This window comes from Tunturiibacter gelidiferens, from assembly GCF_013410115.1.
In the GTDB taxonomy this organism is placed as follows: Bacteria; Acidobacteriota; Terriglobia; order Terriglobales; family Acidobacteriaceae; genus Edaphobacter; species Edaphobacter gelidiferens.
In genome coordinates this window covers 1,375,897-1,395,952 of sequence record NZ_JACCCV010000001.1, presented here as the reverse complement: position 1 = coordinate 1,395,952, position 20,056 = coordinate 1,375,897, and the positions used below count along the sequence as shown (strand labels likewise).

Genomic DNA, 20,056 nt, shown 5'->3' with positions numbered 1-20,056 from the left:
AAATGCAGCCATGCGGCAACGATGTAATTCTTTCTGTCATCAGTCAGCTCGGTAGAAATTCACGATAGATTTTGGCCACATTGGCTGTAAACACCTGAGAGTTGTAGGTGCGTCTGCAATGTTCGCGTGCCGCATCTCCAATTTGCTTAGCCAACTCCGGATGGTCGATACATTTGAGGATCGCATTGGCCAACTCATCGCTCTTCTCGTGACCGTGGAGATATCCGGTTACACCATCGGTAATCACCTCAGGAATTCCATCGACGCTGGTTGCAATGACAGTCTTGCCTAGCGCCATCGCCTCGAGGATCGAGAGCGGCAGACCCTCCCTGTGAGTGCAAAGCACGAAGAGATCCAGCGCCGAAACGATACGCGGCACATCCGATCGAAAGCCTGTGAAGATAAACCGGTCGCCGATACCAAGGTCAACCAGACGCTGGTGCACATGCCGGTAGTGCTCTCGATTCATCTCCACTACAGAGTTGTCCCCGACCACCAGGAACTGTACATCAGTTCGGTGAGTCAGAACCAACGCGGCCGCATTGGCCAACGTGGCATAGTCCTTCTGTGGATTCACTCTGGCAATCATTCCAATAAGAGTCGCGCCTTCTGCCACGCCTAATTCCTTGCGAAGCGCTTTGCTGACGGAAGCCTCTTGTGGTTCGGTAATATCCACTGCGTCATAAAGGACCCGCGCCTTCGCATCGGGAATCCTCAGCGCGAACTGTCGTCTTGAGTCCTGTGAAACAAAAACATATCCCGCCACCCCGAGAAAGCCAAGTCGATCGCGCAGACCAATCTCGGGATATCTCGATCGCACATGGGTAATCATCGGCACTCGAGCCAGAAACGCCGCGAGGCTGTTGTGATAGGTCGCCTTCGTCTCGGAACAATGGGCCAGATTTACGCCAAGCCGCCTCATCTCTCGTGCCACAGTCAGGGACTGCTTGAAGTAACGCAGCGCATGCCGAACGCTTGGCTCTGGCGGAACATACGACACCACGACCACTCCTGCTTTTTCGCAGGCGTCCTTCAACTCCAGTGCGGTTGGCTTACAAAACGCCACGTGGCGAAACTGATCCCGCGTTGCCTCAATGATTCGGAGAGTCGCAATCTCGACGCCTCCGATGCCGTCCCATGGGAGAAAATGAGCGATTGTCGGCTTTTCAGCCTCAACCACATTGGAATCTGCGCTTCGCATGTATCCTCATCTCCAATCCTACGAGGATGGACACAAAAGATATATCGATATCTCAGCAATGTCGTATCAATCGCTGGTACTTTTGGGGAGTGCGGCGGCGCTGGGGCCGTTGATACAGTCAAGACAATTGCAATTGTTGCCCGACTCCATAAATACTCGGGGCCCCGTCGGTCCTGCAGCAGAACTGTCACAAATCGGATCATCTTTCCGCAATCTCGCAGAAGATCAATCCCGTATTAATAACGCGCAAGATCGTTTGCCTCGCGAGGATAGAGGACTGATAAGATCGCTGTACCGTAAGGCAAATTGGCTGCTGAGCCCATTTTTTCCGGGCATTGAAGATGAATAAATTCTCCGAAGATATAGCACGTTACCGATCCATGGGCCATAGCGGGAGACAGCTTTGGCTGAACCCCGCGATATGGGCGATCACGATCTATCGATTTGGTAATTGGCTCTACTCTGCAAACCCTTTTGTCCTGATTCGGATTCCTTTAAAGATCTTGTACTTCTTCGCCTACATGTTCTCTGAGGTCGTCATGGAGATGTGTCTCGATCCCCAGGCTACGATCGGCGGCGGCCTCTACATCGCGCACATCGGCGGCGTTCACATCAACCCGCAGGCGATCATCGGAAGCAACTGCGATATCGCCCATCGCGTAACCATCGGAGCCTCTGCAATGGGCCGCAAAGGCGCGCCGGTCCTTGGCGACCGGGTCTACATCGGCACAGGCGCGACGCTGGTCGGCAAGATCAAAGTAGGCAGTGGCGCAAAGATTGCAGCCAATACCCTCGTCATGAGCAATATTCCAGACGGCGCGACGGTCATGGGAGTACCCGGCCGCATCATCATGAGAGCACCGAAGGCGGTCGAATCCCCCGCCCCCGCGGTAGCGGAGACCACAGATGCAAAGTGATACAGAGCGACAGGAACTGCGCCGCGCTATCAAGGAGGCCGCGACGTCGCAGGATGCAGCAACTGCGGTAGGTGTTGCGCGAAAGCTCCTCGCCACCTCCAGCAAACCCGCCGACGTTATGTTCTGCGCCTCGTCGTTTACAGCCCTGGGCGACGCTCTCGTGAGCCAACTGCAAGCCAGACGACTCAAAACTCACATCGTCCGGTCAGTAACGATTGAGCCGATCCTACCCTCTCTGACCACCGAAGCGGTGCTGTCAAACTATGTCCTCGATCTGAACATCGGTGGCTACGGCTCTTACGTCGATGAGCTGCTCAATCCCCTAAGCGCCCTCGCCAAGTTCAAGCCTGACCTCGTCTTCATCCTGTTGGATCTCGAAGACATCGCAGGCCGTCTGCCAGATCTCTGTGCGGACGGTATAGGCGACGCTGTTGAGGTAGAGATCGAAGAATCCGTCACGCGCATCGCTCAGCTGCTGGGAAACTTTCGCTCCGGCAGCTCTGCGCGCATTCTCTTTCAAGGCTGCGTTGTTCCCGACCAAACCTCGCTTGGAGACGTCGGAGAGGCGAACCTCCCCCACAGTCTAACCAACGCGGTCTACCAGCTGAACCAAAAGCTCGCGGCCTTATGCCGTTCCGTCTCAGACTGTGTCTTCTTCGATGTGGATCATCTTGCAGCCCGTCACGGCCGCGCAAGCTGGCGCGACGCGCGAATGTTTTTGGCATCCCGCCTTCCCGTAGCCTCTGCCTGCTTCGGAGCTTACTCGCGCGGCCTGGTTCGCTCGTTCTCCCCGCTCTTTCGTGCTCCCCGCAAAGTTCTGTGTACGGACCTCGACAACACCTTATGGGGCGGAGTTCTGGGAGAGGAAGGGCCGGAGGGCATCGCTACCGGCAGCGCCTTCCCGGGCAACTGCTACCTCGAATATCAGAGGTATCTCAAGCAACTATCGTCTCGCGGTATCCTTCTCGCCATCGTCTCAAAGAACAACGACGCAGACGTTCGCGAGGCCTTTCAAATCCGCGCCGCCGACCTGGGACTCACCCTGAATCATTTCGTCGCGACGAAGATCAGCTGGAACGAAAAGGCAACCTCTATTCGTGAGCTTGCAGAAGAGCTTTCTCTCGGCCTCGACTCCTTCGTCTTTGTCGATGACAACCCGGTAGAGTGTGAAGCAATCCGTCAACAACTGCCCGAGGTGGCCGTGATCGCAGCTCCGGTCGAGGAACCATGGAAGCTGGTTGAGCTCCTTTCGTCTCAACCGTTCTTCGACGCCGCTGTCGTCACCGACGACGACCTCAATCGTCTGAACGAATACAAAGCGCAGGCTCAACGAGCAGAGCTCGCCAACACAGCAGGAGATCGCGATGAGTTTCTCGCCTCGCTCGAGATCGTCTGCACCTTCCTCAGTGCTTTGGACGCCCCCCTCGCACGTTCAGTTCAACTTCTCGCCAAGACAAATCAGTTCAATCTCACCACACGCCGGCATTCCACAGCTGAGGTAGAGGAGTTCGCTTCCGCCGCAGGAGGCCAGGCAATCGCCGTTCGCGTACGCGACCGATTCGGCGATGCTGGAGTTGTCGGGCTCGCTCTCGCGCGAACAATAGGGGGTACGTGTTCCATCGATTCCTTGTTGTTATCGTGTCGAGTGATTGGGCGTGGCATCGAAACCGCGCTGTTGGCGCACCTTGGAGCGAATGCCGTCAGAGCGGGCGCCACGCGTCTGGTAGGCGAGTTTATTCCGACGAAGAAAAACTCTCCTTGCGCAGACTTTTATCTCGATCACGGCTTTGTCAAAGATGCCTCATCGAGCGGTGCCTCCCCTGACTCCATCTTTTATCAACTTGATCTGACCACCGCGGCTCCTGAGAGCCCCAAGTGGCTAACCCTGGAAGGAAATGAATCGAATGAGTTCTCAGCAAGTGCCGTCGTCGCTTCGTGACATTCTCGCAGACATCCTGGAAATCTCGCCCGAAGAGGTCACCCCTGAGCTTGGTGTCGGCACCATCGACAACTGGGACTCCTTCCGACATCTGCAGGCGATCCTCGCCATCGAAGGCGAGTACGGCGTTCAGTTCGATCCATCCCGCATCGCGGAGCTGACCACCGTCTCGCTGATCCAGGCCGAGCTGGTCGCCAAGGGAGCGACACTTTGAACGCTGAGGATCTCGGCTTCAAACTTCGTCATGTAGGAGTAGCGGTTCCCAAACTCGGGCCTACGACGGACGCGCTCGAAGCGCTGTTCGGCTACAAGGTCGTCTCCGGCCCATTCGACGACCCGATCCAAAAAGTCAGCGTAAACTTCCTCGCAAAGTCAGACAACGACGTAGCTGAGATCGAGCTCATCGCGCCTCTCAGCGAAGACTCTCCCATCACTGCGATGCTTGCGAAGGGCGGAGGTGCGGCCTACCACCTCTGCTTCGAGACCAGTGACATCGAGCAAGCCGTGGCTCACGCAAAAAATAGCGGCTGCATCATCGTCAGCCCGCCGGTTCCCGCAGTCGCCTTCAACGGCCGCAGAATCGCTTGGATCTACACCCGCTCCCACCAACTCTTCGAACTCGTCGAAGCTGCGATTTAGCCGATGCAATCTATGTATGATTCAGCCAATGCTTCCCAATCTGTTTGAGAGAAAATCATCGCTCGTTGAATCGGGACAAATCCGGTGACCAGGCCGCCAGACAGACTCTATCTTCTCTATCACGAACTGCGGCCCAGCCGAAGCGAGTACTCCTACGTCGTCGAGACAGACCAGTTTGAAAAACAGGTCGACCTTTTTCTCGAACTAAGAAAAAGACACCCGCCAGGCCTTTTTCCCGAGATCACCTTCGACGACGGGCATGTCTCGAACTTCGAGTTCGCTTTGCCTATCCTGCAATCGCGCGCCATCAAAGCATGGTTCTTCATCACAACAGGCTGGACGGGCCAGAGGCCGGGCTACATGGGATGGCAGGAGCTGCGCGAACTGCAGCAAGCCGGCCAACAGATCGGCGCACACGGATGGTCCCACGCACTCCTCACCCATTGCGACCCGGCGCAGTTACATAAAGAGTTAGTCGAAGCGCGACTCACGCTCGAAGACAAGCTCGGAGTACCAGTCACAGGGATGTCGCTGCCCGGCGGACGATCGAATCAACGCGTTCTCGATGCCTGTCGCGAGGCTGGGTACACCAAGGTTTTTACCTCGGTCCCAAAACTAGAACCGCAACCAACCGGAACAACCGTAGGTCGTCTGAACATTCGCGGCGACATGCCGCTGGATTGGATCGCACAACTCTTCGAACCGGAGAGCGGCATCTTATCCAGCCTCAAACGACAGCACCACATAAAGGCCACCGCCAAGACTCTGCTAGGCGACCGGCTCTACGAAAAGCTTTGGGCTCTCCTCAATCGACAAGAGCCGGACACCAACGACGGAGGAGCTGCTACTCATGAAGATCCTGCACATCATCAGTAGCGGAGGCATGTACGGCGCAGAGGCGGTGATCCTGAACATGTCGCGCACTCTGAACCAGAGCTCGCATTCGAGCGTTCTCGGAGTCTTTTCGAACTCCGCGAACCCGAACCTGCAGCTTCACGAAGTTGCTATTGCGCAGGGGATCGACTCGCATCTGATCTCCTGCGCGGGACAGATTGATCGGACCGTACCTGCAAGCATCCGAGAGCTTATCGCTCGCACCAACGCGGACATCGTCCACGCGCACGGCTACAAAGCAGACATATACTCCTACTTCGCCCTGCGCCAATCGGCCGTTCCGCTCATCTCCACCTGCCACACTTGGTACGACAACGATCTGGCTGTCTCCCTATACGGGATGGCGGACCGCTTCGTGCTCCGGAGTTACGCGGCAGTAGTTGCAGTGTCCGAAGAGGTGAGCCAGCGCCTGTTGAAGGCTGGCGTTCGCAAGGACAGGGTTCATATCGTTCGAAACGGCATCGACCTCCGCCCCTTCGATAACGCGTCTCCGTTGCTGCGAAGTGTCTCTTCCCAGGATCAACCTCCAATCGTAGGACTGGTTGGGAGGCTCGCCACGGAGAAGGGCGTAGACATCTTTCTTCGAGCGGCCGCGCGCGTCCTGGTTGAGCTTCCGTCTACAAAGTTCGTCGTAGTCGGCGAGGGACCGGATCGCGAACAACTTGAGTTGCTCATCGACGAGTTGCAGATTCGGAGAAATGTCTCCATGCTCGGACGTCGAGACGACATGTCTTCTGTCTACGCCTCGTTCGACATCATGGTCTCCGCGTCTCGCCGCGAGGGCTTGCCGATTGCCATTCTCGAGGGCATGGCAAGCAGCCTGCCAATTATTGCAACCGCAGTAGGCGCGGTGCCAACCGTGGTTCTCGATGGTCGCACGGGTGTGCTCATCCCTGCGGAAAACGTCGAAACTCTGGCGTCGGAGATCATAAAACTCCTGCCCAACCAGGCGCGGCGACAGAATCTCGGGAGCGCCGCGAAAAAACTCGTTGAAGAAGAGTTTTCCGCCCAGCGGATGACAGCAGACTACCTCCGCATCTACGAACAGGCGATCGCAACCAAGAGGCAAACCGCAGCCACTCCCTCAAGTTCCTCCGCAGTCCCGCAAGGAAAGACCAAGTGACGGAAAATACCCGGCGACCAACCGTCTTCATGATGGATCTCTGGGCCACTGTGCCCTACTACACGGCGTATCTGTCGAAGGCGCTCCTGAAGAAACACGTCAATCTCATGGTCGGTTCCATCTCTTACTATCTCGACCCCGGTTGCTTTTCAAATCGCGGCATCATGCTCGACCCAGGATTGATGGACGTAGTCGGCAAGTTCCGATTGCCGCGACTCCCACGCAGAGTTCTGAAGCTCCTTGAATCACTTCTCAATCTCGCTGCGCTGGCGGTGCGCTTCCTCATCTCTTCGCCCGATGTTGTCCATGTGCAGTTTCTTCCCATGCTGACCTCGCGCCTACCGCTCGATCTCTGGTTCGTTCAGTTCTGCCGCCGACGCGGCTCTAAGATCGTGCTGACGGTCCACGATCTTCTCCCCCATAACACCGGCGAGAGTCACAAGCAGATCTTCCACGACCTCTATCAAATGGTCGACCGGATCATCTGTCACTCGGAGAGTATTCGAGAGGGGCTCGCGGTTGAGTTCTCTGTGAAAGGAGAAAAGGTCGCGGTCATCCCTCATGGTCCGTTCTTCTACGATCTGCCTGCCACTGCCGAACAAACATTGCAGAGCTTCGAGCTGGATCCACGAAAGATGCTCGTGCTATGGCAAGGCATCATCTCTCCCTACAAGGGAATCGATCTCCTCCTCGAGGCCTGGCGGAACGTTGAAGCAACCGTCGAGAACGTCGACCTGCTGATCGTTGGTACAGGACCAACAGAACTACTCGATCAAATTCGCGAACAAATTCGCAGCCTGAAACTCCGGCGCGTCCGGCTTCACCCACGCTTCATCTCCACGGAAGAGCTCGTAGCCCTCTATCGAGCCGCAGACATCGTCGTCTATCCGTATGGCGCGATTACGACCAGCGGAGCGCTTGCAACCGGGCTAGCCTTAGGCAAAACCATCGTCGCCAGCGATCTGCCCGTCTTTCGTGAGCTGCTCACCGACCGCGAAAATGTATTTTTCTTCGACCCCCAAAGACCAGTCGAACTTGCCGATGCGCTCGTTCAGCTCCTGGAAGATGCTCTTTTAAGAGAACGACTTGCAGAAAATGTGCGGAAGATGAACTTTGGAGAGGAATCCTGGTTGTCAATTGCGGATAAAACAATTGAGTGTTACAAATTCGTTCAGCCTCTCCGGCTATGGTATAAAAATTAAGTAATCCCTTTTTGAAGCGTTCGTCGTTGTAAGTCGTCGCTCTTTCTATCTGCCGGTTCTGATGCGTTAGGAGATCGCTCTCTCAAGAGCTATCTTTCTCAGGCGGGCAAGACCAATTCGATATAGAACTTATAAATTCGCATCCTCCCTGTTCCCCACCACCATGCATTGCGCTGGACTTGGTTCGTTGGCCTCAACACCTGCCGCGGACATAACGACGTCTGCCTCGTCGAGCGCTAAATCCTGCATACAACGAACGTGGGATAGTTCTATCGGCTTGAGTAGGGTGTACTGCACCAATAAGTTACTTTAGTAATTAAACCTTGGTTCTCCAAGCTCTGTTTCTTTGTGTCATTTGCGAACTCACTGCATGCAAACCTAGCTGGACATGCAGATGAGAGACTTTGCCTCGCGATAGACGAAGTGGGCCCCGGTTTCCGTTGCAGGGTAACTGTAGTAACCATTTCAAAACAAAATATTCATCCGGATGTCCGGGCCCCGATTTACTTTCGGCTCAGGCAGCGTGATTTGACTAACCAATTTCCTCTTTGTACGGAGCATATTTTGCGAAAAGTATTCAGAACCCTCGTAACCAGCATCACCCTCGCACTTATCTTCTTCTGTCTGGATTCGACCTCCCCGTCACAGACAGCGAACGCCGCCACAGCGCTTGCCATCAGCACCACCTCGATACCCCAAGCTACCCTTGAGAAGGCCTATAGCGCCTCTCTCAAAGCGACCGGCGGCACCGTGCCTTACCACTGGAAGGTTGTTTCTGGCACTCATCCCCCAGGGTTCGCTCTCAACGGTGGCACAGGCCTGCTCTACGGCACACCGACGAGGGACGGATCGTTCCCGCTTACCTTCTCTGTGACGGACTCCTCAAAGCCGGCCCAGACCAAGACCGTCAGCCTCACCGTTGCTGTTGCAACTGCTAACGCCTCACCCTCGCCACTCTCGATCACCTCGGCGACGCTAGCCGCAGGTACCGACGGCACAAACTATTCTTCGCAGTTGAAGGCCAGTGGCGGCACTCCGGCCTACACCTGGTCGATCACCTCCGGCAAACTGCCCGCAGGGCTCACCCTGGCTGCGACCACCGGCATGATCTCCGGCACACCCACCGCCGCCGGCACCTCCAGCTTCACTGCAACCGTCACCGACAACAGCAACCCAGACCAGACCAAATCCGCTGCGACCTCCATCGCCGTTGCCGCGGAAGGATCGCAGCAGAGCGGCTCTGGCACGACCTGGTACATCCGTCCCGACGGCGGAACGCGTTACTCCGCGAACGCCACGACCGGCCAGTGCGACGGCAAGGCCGACGTAGCTTACTCCGGCACCGGCACCAACCAGCACTGCGCCTTCAAGGATCCCCGCTATCTCTGGGATGACCAGAGCTACGGCAACCACGCCTGGGTCATCTCCGGCGGCGATACGGTCATCCTCCGCGGCGGACCGTGGCGCATCGGCTTCGATAAGGCTCCCGGCAGCTGCAGCGGTGCAGGCTGCGGCGCCGGCTACACCTGGTGCTTCGGCGGCGGCGGAAACTACGGCTGCTACAACCCCCCAATCCCCGCAGGAACGGCCAGCCAGCACACCCGCATCCTAGGTGAAAACTACGCCTCCTGCAACAGCGGCGGCGTTACTACCCGCTCGCAGCTCACGCAGATCTTCGGTGGATTCGGCGTCACCGAAGCGCTCAACCTCACCGGAGCGAAGTACGTAGACGTAGAGTGCCTCGAAGTGACACGCCACTCACAGTGCATCGCATTTGGCAGTCCTGCAGTTCCCGCAAGCTGCGTCAGCGGTTCGGCAGACGACTACGACTCCGACGGCATCCACACCGACAACACCACCCACGATCTGCTCATGCAGGATATGTGGATCCACGGCCACATCGGCCGCGGCATCAAGGGACCCATCGGCGGCCTGGTTACCTGCCTCAGATGCGATATAGCCTTTAACGGCGGCGCAGGCTGGGACTTCGACGACGGCAGCGCCACTCCCATGGTCAACGGCGACTGGCACTTCCTCTACTCCACCATCGAGTGGAGCGGATGCAACCAGGAGTACCCGGCAGTCCACACCATCCCTGTCGCCTCCTGCTACGGCCAGAGCGATGGCGGATACGGTGACGGCGTCGGCACCCCGCACGGCACCGGTCTCTCCGCCACCATCGACCACTCGAAGTTCATCTACAACACTCAGGATGGACTTGACCTCGGCCACATCGACACCGGCGGACCCTACACCCTCAGCATCACCAACTCCATCGCCTACTCCAACAGCGGAGGAACCTTCAAGATCGGAGGCAACTTCGGCACCGCGATGATCACCAACAATGTGGCCATCGGAGACTGCGACAGAATGGCTTACCCGATCAGCGGAGCGCCGAGCACTTACAACGCCCATCTCGGAGACTTCTGCCGGGCAAGCGATGCCTTCCCCTTCGACTTCCGCCAGAACAGCACCTTCACCATCGCCAACAACACCATCGTGACCTACGCACCCACCATCTTCGATATCTCCTGCTGGGACGCTCCAGGCGTCCAGGGAGCAAACGGTAAGGGATGCGGCGGAGCCACGTTGAACTTCCACGACAACATCGTCGTCGGCTATGACAATCCCGCTACCTACCCCCTGGGCAGTCAGGTAGGCGGACCCGGAGCCTGGTACTTCCAGGAAGCAGCCCCCAGTGGGAGCAAGTCTGGCACCGTCATCGGCACGATCAATCGCAGCAACAACCTCTACTACGGCATCGGCCACGGCTTCACCTGCCCCACCGGCTACTCCAGCGAGAAGTGCGTCACCCCGGACTTCGACAAGCAGCCCACTGGAAACGGTACGAGCTTCACCCCTACCGAACTCGATAACTTCAACTTCAACATCTCTTCAGGAAGCGCGGCAGCAGGAACAGGAGTCACCTACTCCGGCGTTCCGGCCACCGACTACAACGGAGTCAGTCGTCCGAACCCGCCCTCCATGGGAGCTGTCGAACCATAAGCCGCAAGTCTGCGTGACTGTCGCCCCTCACAACGATCTCTGTTGTGTCGGGCGACCGGTCGACAACACGAGCAAGTTACAAATTATGCACCGATGGCGGAACGAGTGGTTGGAGCAATTCAACCACTCGTTCCAGATCACCAGCCGTCGGGTCCGCGTCTCTACCAACCCCTCGACCTGGTGTAAAAGCAACACCAACAGAACAAATTCTGAAACTAACTATGGCGTGTCTCTCGAAAGGAGACACGCCATTTCCTTTTAAATTCCGGACAAACTCCGGTCCACATACCACGGAAGTGGGATGTTCCCTTTTTGGCACAGAGTCCCATACTTTTCAAAGTGGTTACTGTTGTGTGCAATTTACGACTTTGACCCGCCCTTGATTGTCTGTCTCACTTTGCAACTCTTCTGCAAGCAAGCCTGAATGAGTCGGTTAGCAATTCCGCCCACTCACACGGAAGTGGCAGCTCAGATCCCCCATCGGGTAACTGTAGTCACCACTTTTAACCTGTAACGTTCATCCCGAGAGCCTCAACCTGGCTGCCAAAGATGCCGTTATACGGATAACAAGTTTGATTTTTTTCGGGGTGCAATTTGGGAAAAGTAATCAAGACGATCGCTGCGAGTCTGAGCATCACCCTCATCATCTTTGGTCTCGGTTGCGGATCGGGCATCACCGGACCGGCAGCTCCAAGCATCAGTCAGGTCACTCCGCAGACGATCCCCGCGGGTTCTCAAACTCAGACCCTCAAGGTCACGGGCACGAACTTCACCAGCGCCGCCGTCATTCTCTGGAACGGCTCGCCAATCTCTACCTCCCTGGTCAGTTCCACAGCTCTGACCGGGACCATCGGTAGCAACAATCTCGCCACGCCCTCCACGGCCAAGCTGCAGGTGCAGAATCAGGATACGAGGGCTGAGTCGCAGACCATTCCCGTAGTTGTCTCGGCAACTGCAACCGGTAAGTCCCTCACGCCGCTCGCAATCACGGCGACCTCCTTACCTCAAGCTACTTCCGGCACCGCGTACTCTGCAACTCTTTCGGCGACGGGAGGAACCTCTCCCTACAATTGGAGTTTCGTTTCGGGAAACATACCCGCAGGTCTCAACCTCTCCGCAAGCACCGGCATTCTCTCCGGTACCCCCACGACCAGCGGCAGCTACTCCTTTGTCCTGTCGGTGACCGATTCCAGCTCGCCCACACTGTCGACAACCGCCACAATCTCCTTGTCGGTGGCCCCAGCTGCGCCGATCGTTCCGCCAACGGCTCCCCTGACCATTACCTCGTCCGCTCTTCCCACCGGCACCAGCGGTTCGTCTTATTCAGGTGTTCTGCAGGCTAATGGAGGCGCCGCACCTTACCTCTGGTCGATCACCGGAGGCAGCTTGCCCACCGGCCTCACCCTCGGAGGCAGCGGCCTGATCTCCGGCACACCCACGACGAGCGGCAACTTCCCCATCACCGTAACCGTTCAGGACTCCTCCTCCACTCCGCAGACCACGGCCCTCTCGTTGTCCCTCTCGATCGTGGCCGCAGGATCACCGCTCTCAATCACCTCAAGCACGCTGCCTGCAGCCGCAGCAACCCAGCCCTACAGCGCCACCCTCAACGCAGCGGGAGGCACCGCACCTTACACCTGGTCGCCCAGCAGCTCTCTACCCGCAGGACTCAGCCTCGCCTCCAACGGCTCGATCTCAGGCACGCCGACAACCAGCGGAACCTTCCCCTTCAACGTCACCGTAACTGACTCGTCGAGCCCCACCCAGACGGCACATGCCGCGGTCACGCTCTCCATCGCACCCACGCAGCTGACCATCACGTCCTCAACCTTGGCGCCCGGAACGATCGGTTCAAGTTACTCTCAATCCCTCCAGGCGGCCGGAGGCAGCGCCCCTTATGCCTGGTCGGTCTCCTCAGGCAGTCTCCCCGCAGGACTCAGCCTCGCAACCAGCGGCTCAGTCCTGGGCACACCCACCGCCACTGGAACCTTCAACTTCACCGCCACCGTCACCGACGCGAGCAGTCCCGCACAGAGCAAGTCTGTTCCAGTTTCGCTCACCATCGCCTCCGCAACACTGGTCATCACCTCTTCAAACCTTCCCTCCGGAACAGTCGGCGCTGGCTATTCGGTCCCCATCCAGGCGCAGGGAGGCGCGAGTCCCTACACCTGGTCGATCACCTCAGGCAGCCTACCTTCAGGGCTTATCTTTGTCTCTTCCACCGGCATCGTCTCCGGAACGCCAACTGCAAGCGGCACCTTCAACTTCACCGCAACCGTCACCGACGCAGCCAGCCCCGCTCAGAGCAAGTCCGTCGCAGTCTCCCTCACCATCGCACCGGCGACACTGGCCATTACCTCTTCCACCCTCCCCTCCGGAACGAACGGTTCAGGCTACTCCAACGCGCTTGAGGCGTCTGGAGGCACCGCCCCCTACACTTGGTCGGTCACCGCAGGCGCTCTGCCGGCCGGTCTCACCCTCGGCTCAACCACTGGCGTAGTCTCCGGCACACCCACCGCCAGCGGAAGCTTCACCTTCACCGCCACCGTCTCTGACGCAGCCAGCCCAGCGCAGAGCAAGTCCGCGATAGTCTCTCTTTCCATCGCTCCCGCAACCCTCAACATCCTCACATCGACGCTCCCCTCCGCCACTCAAGGATCGAGCTACTCGAGCACACTGCGCACGAGCGGAGGCACCGCGCCCTTCACCTGGTCGATCACCGGAGGCAGCCTGCCTGCCGGACTTACTCTCGGCACGGCCACCGGCATCGTCTCCGGGACACCCACCGCAAGCGGCAGCTTCAGCGTCACCGTGATGGTCAAAGACTCAGCCACAACCGCGCAGACAGCAACGGTAACCTTGCCTCTCTCTGTGGTGGCTGCCGGCTCGCCGCTCGCGATCACCTCCAGCACCCTGCACTCCGGTACAACGAACATCCCCTACACCGCCACTCTCAACGCCACCGGGGGCACCGCTCCTTACAGCTGGTCCATCACCGGCGGCAGCCTCCCCAGCGGATTCACCCTCGCATCTAACGGCACTGTCTCCGGCACACCGGCAACCAGCGGAACCGTCAGCTTCACCGCCACCGTCTCTGACTCCTCAAGTCCTGCGCAGACACAATCCGCCCCAATCTCGTTTGTCATCGCACCTCCGGCTCTGGCCATCATCACCTCGTCCCTGCCCTCTGGAACCCAGGGCTCTGCCTATTCAACCGGCGTCCAGGCAACTGGAGGAACGGCACCCTACAGCTGGTCGATCACCTCTGGCGCTCTGCCAGCCGGACTCAGCCTGGGTACAACCACCGGCATCGTCGCTGGCACCCCAACAGCGAACGGAACATTCAATATCACCGCTACCGTCACTGACGCTGAAAGCCCGGCGCAGACCAAGTCGGTCGCTCTCTCAATCTTCATCACACCGCCGGCGTTGGCAATCACAACCTCGGCCTTCGCGCCAGGCACTCAAGGAACCGCTTACTCCGCCTCCCTGCTCGCAACCGGTGGCACTACCCCATATGCATGGTCGATCAGCACAGGCAGCCTTCCTGCCGGTCTCAGCCTCTCCTCCAGCACGGGCCTGATCTCCGGCACCCCAACGGCCAGCGGAACCTTCAACTTCACCGCGACGGTCACCGACGCAGAGAACCCTGCCCAGACCAGGTCTGCATCCGCGTCGCTCGTCATTGCGGCACCGGCGCTGGTCATCAACACCTCAGCCCTTCCCACCGGAACTCAGGGGGTAGCCTATTCAAACGCCCTTGCAGCAACCGGCGGAACGACACCCTACAGTTGGTCGATCACCGCCGGCAGCTTACCCGCCGGACTGAGCCTCTCCTCCAGCACAGGCCTCATCTCCGGTACTCCCACAGCAAACGGAACCTTCAACATCACCGTCACCGTTGCGGACGCCTCAAATCCCGCCCAGACGAAGTCTGCTGCACTCTCACTCGTCATCGCTCCTCCTGCCCTCGCCATCACCACCACGTCGGTGCCCGCGGGAACCCAGGGCACAACCTACTCAACCGCTCTGCTGGCAACCGGCGGCACCACACCCTACAGCTGGTCGATCACCTCCGGCAGCTTACCCGCCGGACTTAGCCTCTCCGCCGGCACAGGCGTCATCTCCGGTACTCCCACGGCAAACGGAACCTCCAACATCACCGCAACCGTCACCGACGCATCGAACCCTGCTCAATCAAAGTCCGTCGCAGTCTCACTCGTCATCGCACCTCCAGCGTTGCTGCTCACCACCACATCCTTACCCGCCGGAACCCAAAACACGAGCTACTCGAAGACGCTCACCGCGACCGGCGGCACAGCTCCCTATAGCTGGTCAATCGTCTCTGGAAGCCTCCCTGCCGGACTCAGCCTCTCCGCCAGCACAGGCATCATCTCCGGCACGCCCACTGCCAGCGGCAGCTTCTCGATTACCGTAGCGGTCAAAGATTCAAGCTCCACCCAACAGACTGCAAACGGCGCCTTTACATTCACCATCGCTCCGCCTGCACTCATCATCACCTCGTCGTCCACTCTCGCCTCAGGTACGGCGAATAAGTCCTACAGCGCCACCCTTACCGCGTCCGGCGGAACAGCTCCCTATAACTGGTCGATCTCCTCGGGAAGCCTCCCTGCCGGACTCAGCCTCTCCGCCAGCACCGGCGTCATCTCCGGCACGCCCACAGCCAGCGGCAGCTTCTCCATCACCGTAGCGGTCAAGGACTCGAGCTCCGCCCAGCAGACTGCAACCGCTACTCTCTCACTCGCAGTCGCTCCACCGGCACTCGCGATCACCTCTTCTTCCACGCTTGTCTCCGGCACGGCGAACAAGGCCTACAGCTCAACCCTCACCGCAACCGGCGGCACAGCCCCCTACGCTTGGTCAATCGCCTCAGGAAGCCTTCCGGCAGGACTCAGCCTCTCGGCCAGCACCGGCATCATCTCCGGCACGCCCACAGCCAATGGCAGCTTCTCCATCACCGTAGCGGTCAAAGACTCGAGCTCCACCCAGCAGACTGCAACCGCTACCCTCTCACTCACCATCGCGGCGGGCACACCTGCACTCGCGATCACCTCTTCCTCCACTCTCGCCTCAGGCACGACGAACAAGGCATACAGCGCGACCCTCACCGCAACCGGCGGCACGACTCCCTATAGTTGGTCCATCACGACGGGAAGCTTGCCCACCGGCCTCAGCCTCGCAGCCAGCACCGGCATCCTCTCCGGCACACCAACCGCAGCCACAACTGTCAGTCTCACCGTCACAGTCACCGACTCCTCCAGCCCCGTACAGACGAAGTCTGCATCCGTCTCGTTCACCATCACGACTCCGGCGCTCACCATCACCACCGGGACACTAACCTCCGGCACCGACGGCACTGCCTACTCTGCCCCGATGACAGCAACTGGCGGCACTCCGGCCTACACCTGGTCGATCACCTCCGGCAGTCTGCCCGCAGGCCTCACCCTGGCTGCGACCACCGGCATCATCTCCGGCACGCCCACCGCCACCGGCACCTCCAGCTTCACCGCAACCGTCACCGACAACAGCAGCCCCGCCCAGACCCAATCCGCTTCAGCCGCAATCACCATCGCAGCTGCCGCACCGCCGAACCCAGGCACGACCTGGTACATCCGTCCCGACGGCGGCACCCGCTACTCCGCGCATGTCACGACTGGCCAGTGCGACGGCAAGGCCGACGTGGCTTACTCCGGCACCGGCACCAACCAGCACTGCGCCTTCAAAGATCCGCGCTACCTCTGGGATGACCAGAGCTACGGCAACGACGCCTGGGTCATCGCGGGCGGCGACACCGTCATCCTCCGCGGCGGACCGTGGCGCATCGGCTACGATAAGGCTCCCGGAAGCTGCAGCGGTGCAGGCTGCGGCGCCGGCTACACCTGGTGCTTCGGCGGCGGCGGCAACTACGGCTGCTACAACCCCCCGATCCCCGCAGGAACAGCCAGCCAGCACACCCGCATCCTGGGTGAGAACTACGCCTCCTGCAACAGCGGCGGCGTTACCAATCGCTCGCAACTCACGCAGATCTTCGGCGGATTCGGTGTCACCGAAGCTCTAAACCTCACCGGCGCCAAGTACGTAGACGTAGAGTGCCTCGAAGTGACACGCCACTCGCAGTGCATAGCCTTCGGAAGCCCTGCAATTCCAGCCTCCTGCACCAGTGGCTCCGCGGATGACTACGACTCTGACGGCATTCACACCGACAACACCACCCACGATCTGCTCATGCAGGATATGTGGATCCACGGCCATATCGGCCGCGGCATTAAAGGGCCCATCGGCGGTCTGGTCACCTGCTTGCGATGCGACATAGCCTTCAACGGCGGCGCAGGCTGGGACTTCGACGACGGCAACGCCACTCCCATGGTCAACGGCGACTGGCACTTCCTCTACTCCACCATCGAGTGGAGTGGATGCAACCAGGAGTACCCTGCTGTCCACACCATCCCGGTCGCCTCCTGCTATAGCCAGAGCACCGGCGGCTACGGCGACGGTGTTGGAACCCCGCACGGCACCGGTCTCTCCGCCACTATCGATCACTCGCAGTTCATCTACAACACCCAGGACGGACTTGACCTCGGCCACATCGACACCGGCGGCCCCTACACGCTCAGCATCACCAACTCCATCGCCTACTCCAACAACGGAGGAACCTTCAAAATCGGAGGCAACTTCGGCACCACAGTGCTCACCAACAACGTCGCCATCGGCGATTGCATACGCATGGCCTATCCCATCACCGGTACGCCAAGCACTTACAACGCCAACCTCGCCGACTTCTGCCGTTCTGAAGATACCTTACCCTTCGACTTCCGGCAGAACAGCACCATCACCATCGCCAACAACACCATCGTGACCTACTCACCCACCATCTTCGATATCTCCTGCTGGGATGCTCCAGGCGTCCAGGGAGCAAACGGTAATGGATGCGGCGGAGCCACCCTCAACTTCCACGACAACATCATCGTCGGCTACGACAACCCCGCAACCTACAATCTCGGCGGACAACAGGGCGGACCCGGAGCCTGGTACTTCCAGGAACCCCCTCCCAACGGCAGTACCTCCGGCTACGTCATAGGCACCATCAATCGCAGCAACAACCTCTACTACGGCATAGGACACGGCTTCACCTGCCCTACCGGCTACGCGAACGAGAAGTGCGTCACCCCGGACTTCATCAGTCAGCCCGTGGGAACTGGCAGCACCTTCACTGCTACCGAACTCGATAACTTCAACTTCAACATCTCCTCTGGAAGCGCGGCGGTGGGAACCGGAATAACCTATACTGGCGTTCCGGCCACCGATTACAACGGTGTCAGCCGTCCGAATCCGCCTTCCATGGGAGCCGTTGAACCATGATCTTTCACCGCACCGCCCTGTTTTTGTTCTTTGCTCTACTAGCTTCGCTGCCGCTGTCAGGAGAAACCTGGTACATCCGCCACGATGGAGGCACACGCTCCTCAAAAGAACACTCAGGGCAGTGCGACGGCAAAACAGACGCACCCTATCGCAAGGGATCGGGCCAGCATTGCGCCTTCAGCGACTACCGCTATCTCTGGGACGATCAAACCTACAACAACGACGCCTGGGTCATCGCTGGCGGCGACACCGTCATCATCCACGACGGCCCGTGGCGCGTAGGTTGGGACGCCGCAACCGGCAAGGGTGCCGGATACACCTGGTGCCTGGGCGGCGGAACCTCCGGCTGCAGCAATCCTCCCATCCCCTCCGGATCAGCAGCTCATCACACCCGCATCCTCGGCGAAAACTACGCAAGCTGTGGAACCCCGGAAGCCACCGACAGATCAAAGCTCACCCAGATCTTTGGCGGGTTCGGAGTCTGGACCCCTCTCAACCTTCAGGGCGCTCAGTACGTAGACATCGAATGCATTGAAGTCGCCCGGCACTCGCAATGCGTCTTCTTCGGCGATCCACCCGTTCCCGCTCCCTGTAATCGAGGCGGCCCCAAAGACGACTACGACTCTGACGGCGTCGTCACCGACGTCCATACCCACGATCTCCTCCTTCAGGACATGTGGATTCACGGACACGTCGGACGCGGCGTCAAAGGGCCCATCGGAGGACTCGTCACCTGCACCCGCTGCGATATCGCCTACAACGGCGGCGCCGGCTGGGACTTCGACGACGGTAACGGCACCCCTAGCGTTCACGCCACCTGGAACTTAAACTACTCCACCATCGAGTGGAACGGATGCAACCAGGCCTATCCTGGCCCTGGCGCCGTCTCCTGCTACGGACAGAGCAACGGAGGATATGGAGACGGCGTGGGAACCCCGATGGGCATGTGCCTCGCCACAAATATCGATCACTCAAAGTTCATCTACAACACGCAGGACGGGCTCGATCTGGGACACGGCGATAAAGGAACCGATTGCCCGCTCACCATCACCAACTCCATCGCCTACGGTAACGGAGGAGGTTCGTTCAAGTGGGGCGGCAACGAGAATCCCGCCGTCTTCACCAACAACATCGCGATCGGAAACTGCGTCCGGATGTCTGAACCAATCCCCGGCCAGCCAAGCACCTTCAACGCTCACCTGGCAGACTTCTGTCGCGCGGAGGATGCCCTCCCATTCGACTTTCGTCAGGGCGGTACCGTCCTCTTCGCTAACAACACCATCGTCTCCTACGCCCCCACCACCTTCGACATCGACTGCTGGGACCCGAGCTGCTCCGACAGCACTCTCACCTTCAAGAACAACATCGTTCTCGGATACGACAATCCCAAGACCTACAGCCTCGGCGGAAAACCCGAGGGCCCAGGCGGCTTCTACTTCCAAAAACCCATCGGTCACATCGTTCGCAGCAACAATATCTTCTATGGACTAAGAGGGCTTCGCTGCCCGACTGGGCACACTGGCGAGAAGTGTGAAAATCCGCAGTTCGTCTCTCAGCCTCACTTCTCCTCTGAAAAAGATCTCGACGACTTCAACTTTCACCTCTCACCCTCAAGCCCAGCCCGCGGTAACGGAGCACGCATCCCCGAGGTCCAATCCGACTACGAAGGAAAGCCCCGGCCCTCCACTGGCAACTACGACATAGGCGCCAGTCAACACTGACCATCGCCGAAACGTTAGTACGAGGATTTTCAAT

At 59.0% G+C, this 20,056-nt stretch carries 11 protein-coding genes; 10 read left to right on the top strand and 1 reads right to left on the bottom strand.

The features are described from left to right. Positions 1-43 precede the first annotated feature (43 nt). Positions 44-1,201 (bottom strand): glycosyltransferase, encoded by a 1,158-nt coding sequence (locus HDF12_RS05805; RefSeq protein ID WP_179581635.1) that lies wholly within the window; start codon positions 1,199-1,201, stop codon positions 44-46. Positions 1,202-1,542: 341 nt separating this feature from the next. Between HDF12_RS05805 and HDF12_RS05800 the strand changes: the two genes are divergently transcribed. The 10 genes from HDF12_RS05800 (at position 1,543) to HDF12_RS05755 (ending at position 20,022) form a co-directional block, all read left to right on the top strand. Continuing rightward, the gene (locus HDF12_RS05800) at positions 1,543-2,118 is read left to right on the top strand and encodes a serine O-acetyltransferase (RefSeq protein WP_179581634.1); all 576 of its coding nucleotides are present in this window, start codon (positions 1,543-1,545) and stop codon (positions 2,116-2,118) included. Then, entirely contained in the window at positions 2,108-4,057 is a 1,950-nt protein-coding gene (locus HDF12_RS05795) for an HAD-IIIC family phosphatase (RefSeq protein ID WP_179581633.1), read from the top strand. The genes HDF12_RS05800 and HDF12_RS05795 overlap by 11 nt, the downstream gene beginning before the upstream one ends. Continuing rightward, the gene (locus HDF12_RS05790; RefSeq protein WP_179581632.1) at positions 4,023-4,271 is read left to right on the top strand and encodes an acyl carrier protein; all 249 of its coding nucleotides are present in this window, start codon (positions 4,023-4,025) and stop codon (positions 4,269-4,271) included. Before HDF12_RS05795 ends, HDF12_RS05790 begins: the two co-directional genes overlap by 35 nt. After that, positions 4,268-4,696, top strand: coding sequence for a VOC family protein (locus HDF12_RS05785; RefSeq protein ID WP_179581631.1), 429 nt, complete (start codon positions 4,268-4,270; stop codon positions 4,694-4,696). The genes HDF12_RS05790 and HDF12_RS05785 overlap by 4 nt, the downstream gene beginning before the upstream one ends. A gap of 84 nt (positions 4,697-4,780) precedes the next feature. Further along, positions 4,781-5,572 (top strand): polysaccharide deacetylase family protein, encoded by a 792-nt coding sequence (locus tag HDF12_RS05780; protein ID WP_179581630.1) that lies wholly within the window; start codon positions 4,781-4,783, stop codon positions 5,570-5,572. Next, positions 5,547-6,713, top strand: coding sequence for a glycosyltransferase family 4 protein (locus HDF12_RS05775; protein ID WP_179581629.1), 1,167 nt, complete (start codon positions 5,547-5,549; stop codon positions 6,711-6,713). Before HDF12_RS05780 ends, HDF12_RS05775 begins: the two co-directional genes overlap by 26 nt. Next, positions 6,710-7,915 carry a glycosyltransferase family 4 protein gene (locus tag HDF12_RS05770; RefSeq protein ID WP_179581628.1) on the top strand — a complete coding sequence of 402 codons (1,206 nt, stop codon included), beginning with the start codon at positions 6,710-6,712 and terminating at the stop codon, positions 7,913-7,915. Before HDF12_RS05775 ends, HDF12_RS05770 begins: the two co-directional genes overlap by 4 nt. Positions 7,916-8,479: 564 nt before the next feature. Then, the gene (locus tag HDF12_RS05765; RefSeq protein WP_179581627.1) at positions 8,480-10,921 is read left to right on the top strand and encodes an Ig domain-containing protein; all 2,442 of its coding nucleotides are present in this window, start codon (positions 8,480-8,482) and stop codon (positions 10,919-10,921) included. Positions 10,922-11,515: 594 nt separating this feature from the next. Beyond that, the gene (locus HDF12_RS05760; RefSeq protein WP_179581626.1) at positions 11,516-18,301 is read left to right on the top strand and encodes a beta strand repeat-containing protein; all 6,786 of its coding nucleotides are present in this window, start codon (positions 11,516-11,518) and stop codon (positions 18,299-18,301) included. Beyond that, positions 18,298-20,022: a hypothetical protein gene (locus tag HDF12_RS05755; RefSeq protein WP_179581625.1), complete on the top strand. Its 1,725-nt coding sequence runs from the start codon at positions 18,298-18,300 to the stop codon at positions 20,020-20,022. Before HDF12_RS05760 ends, HDF12_RS05755 begins: the two co-directional genes overlap by 4 nt. Positions 20,023-20,056: the final 34 nt, after the last annotated feature.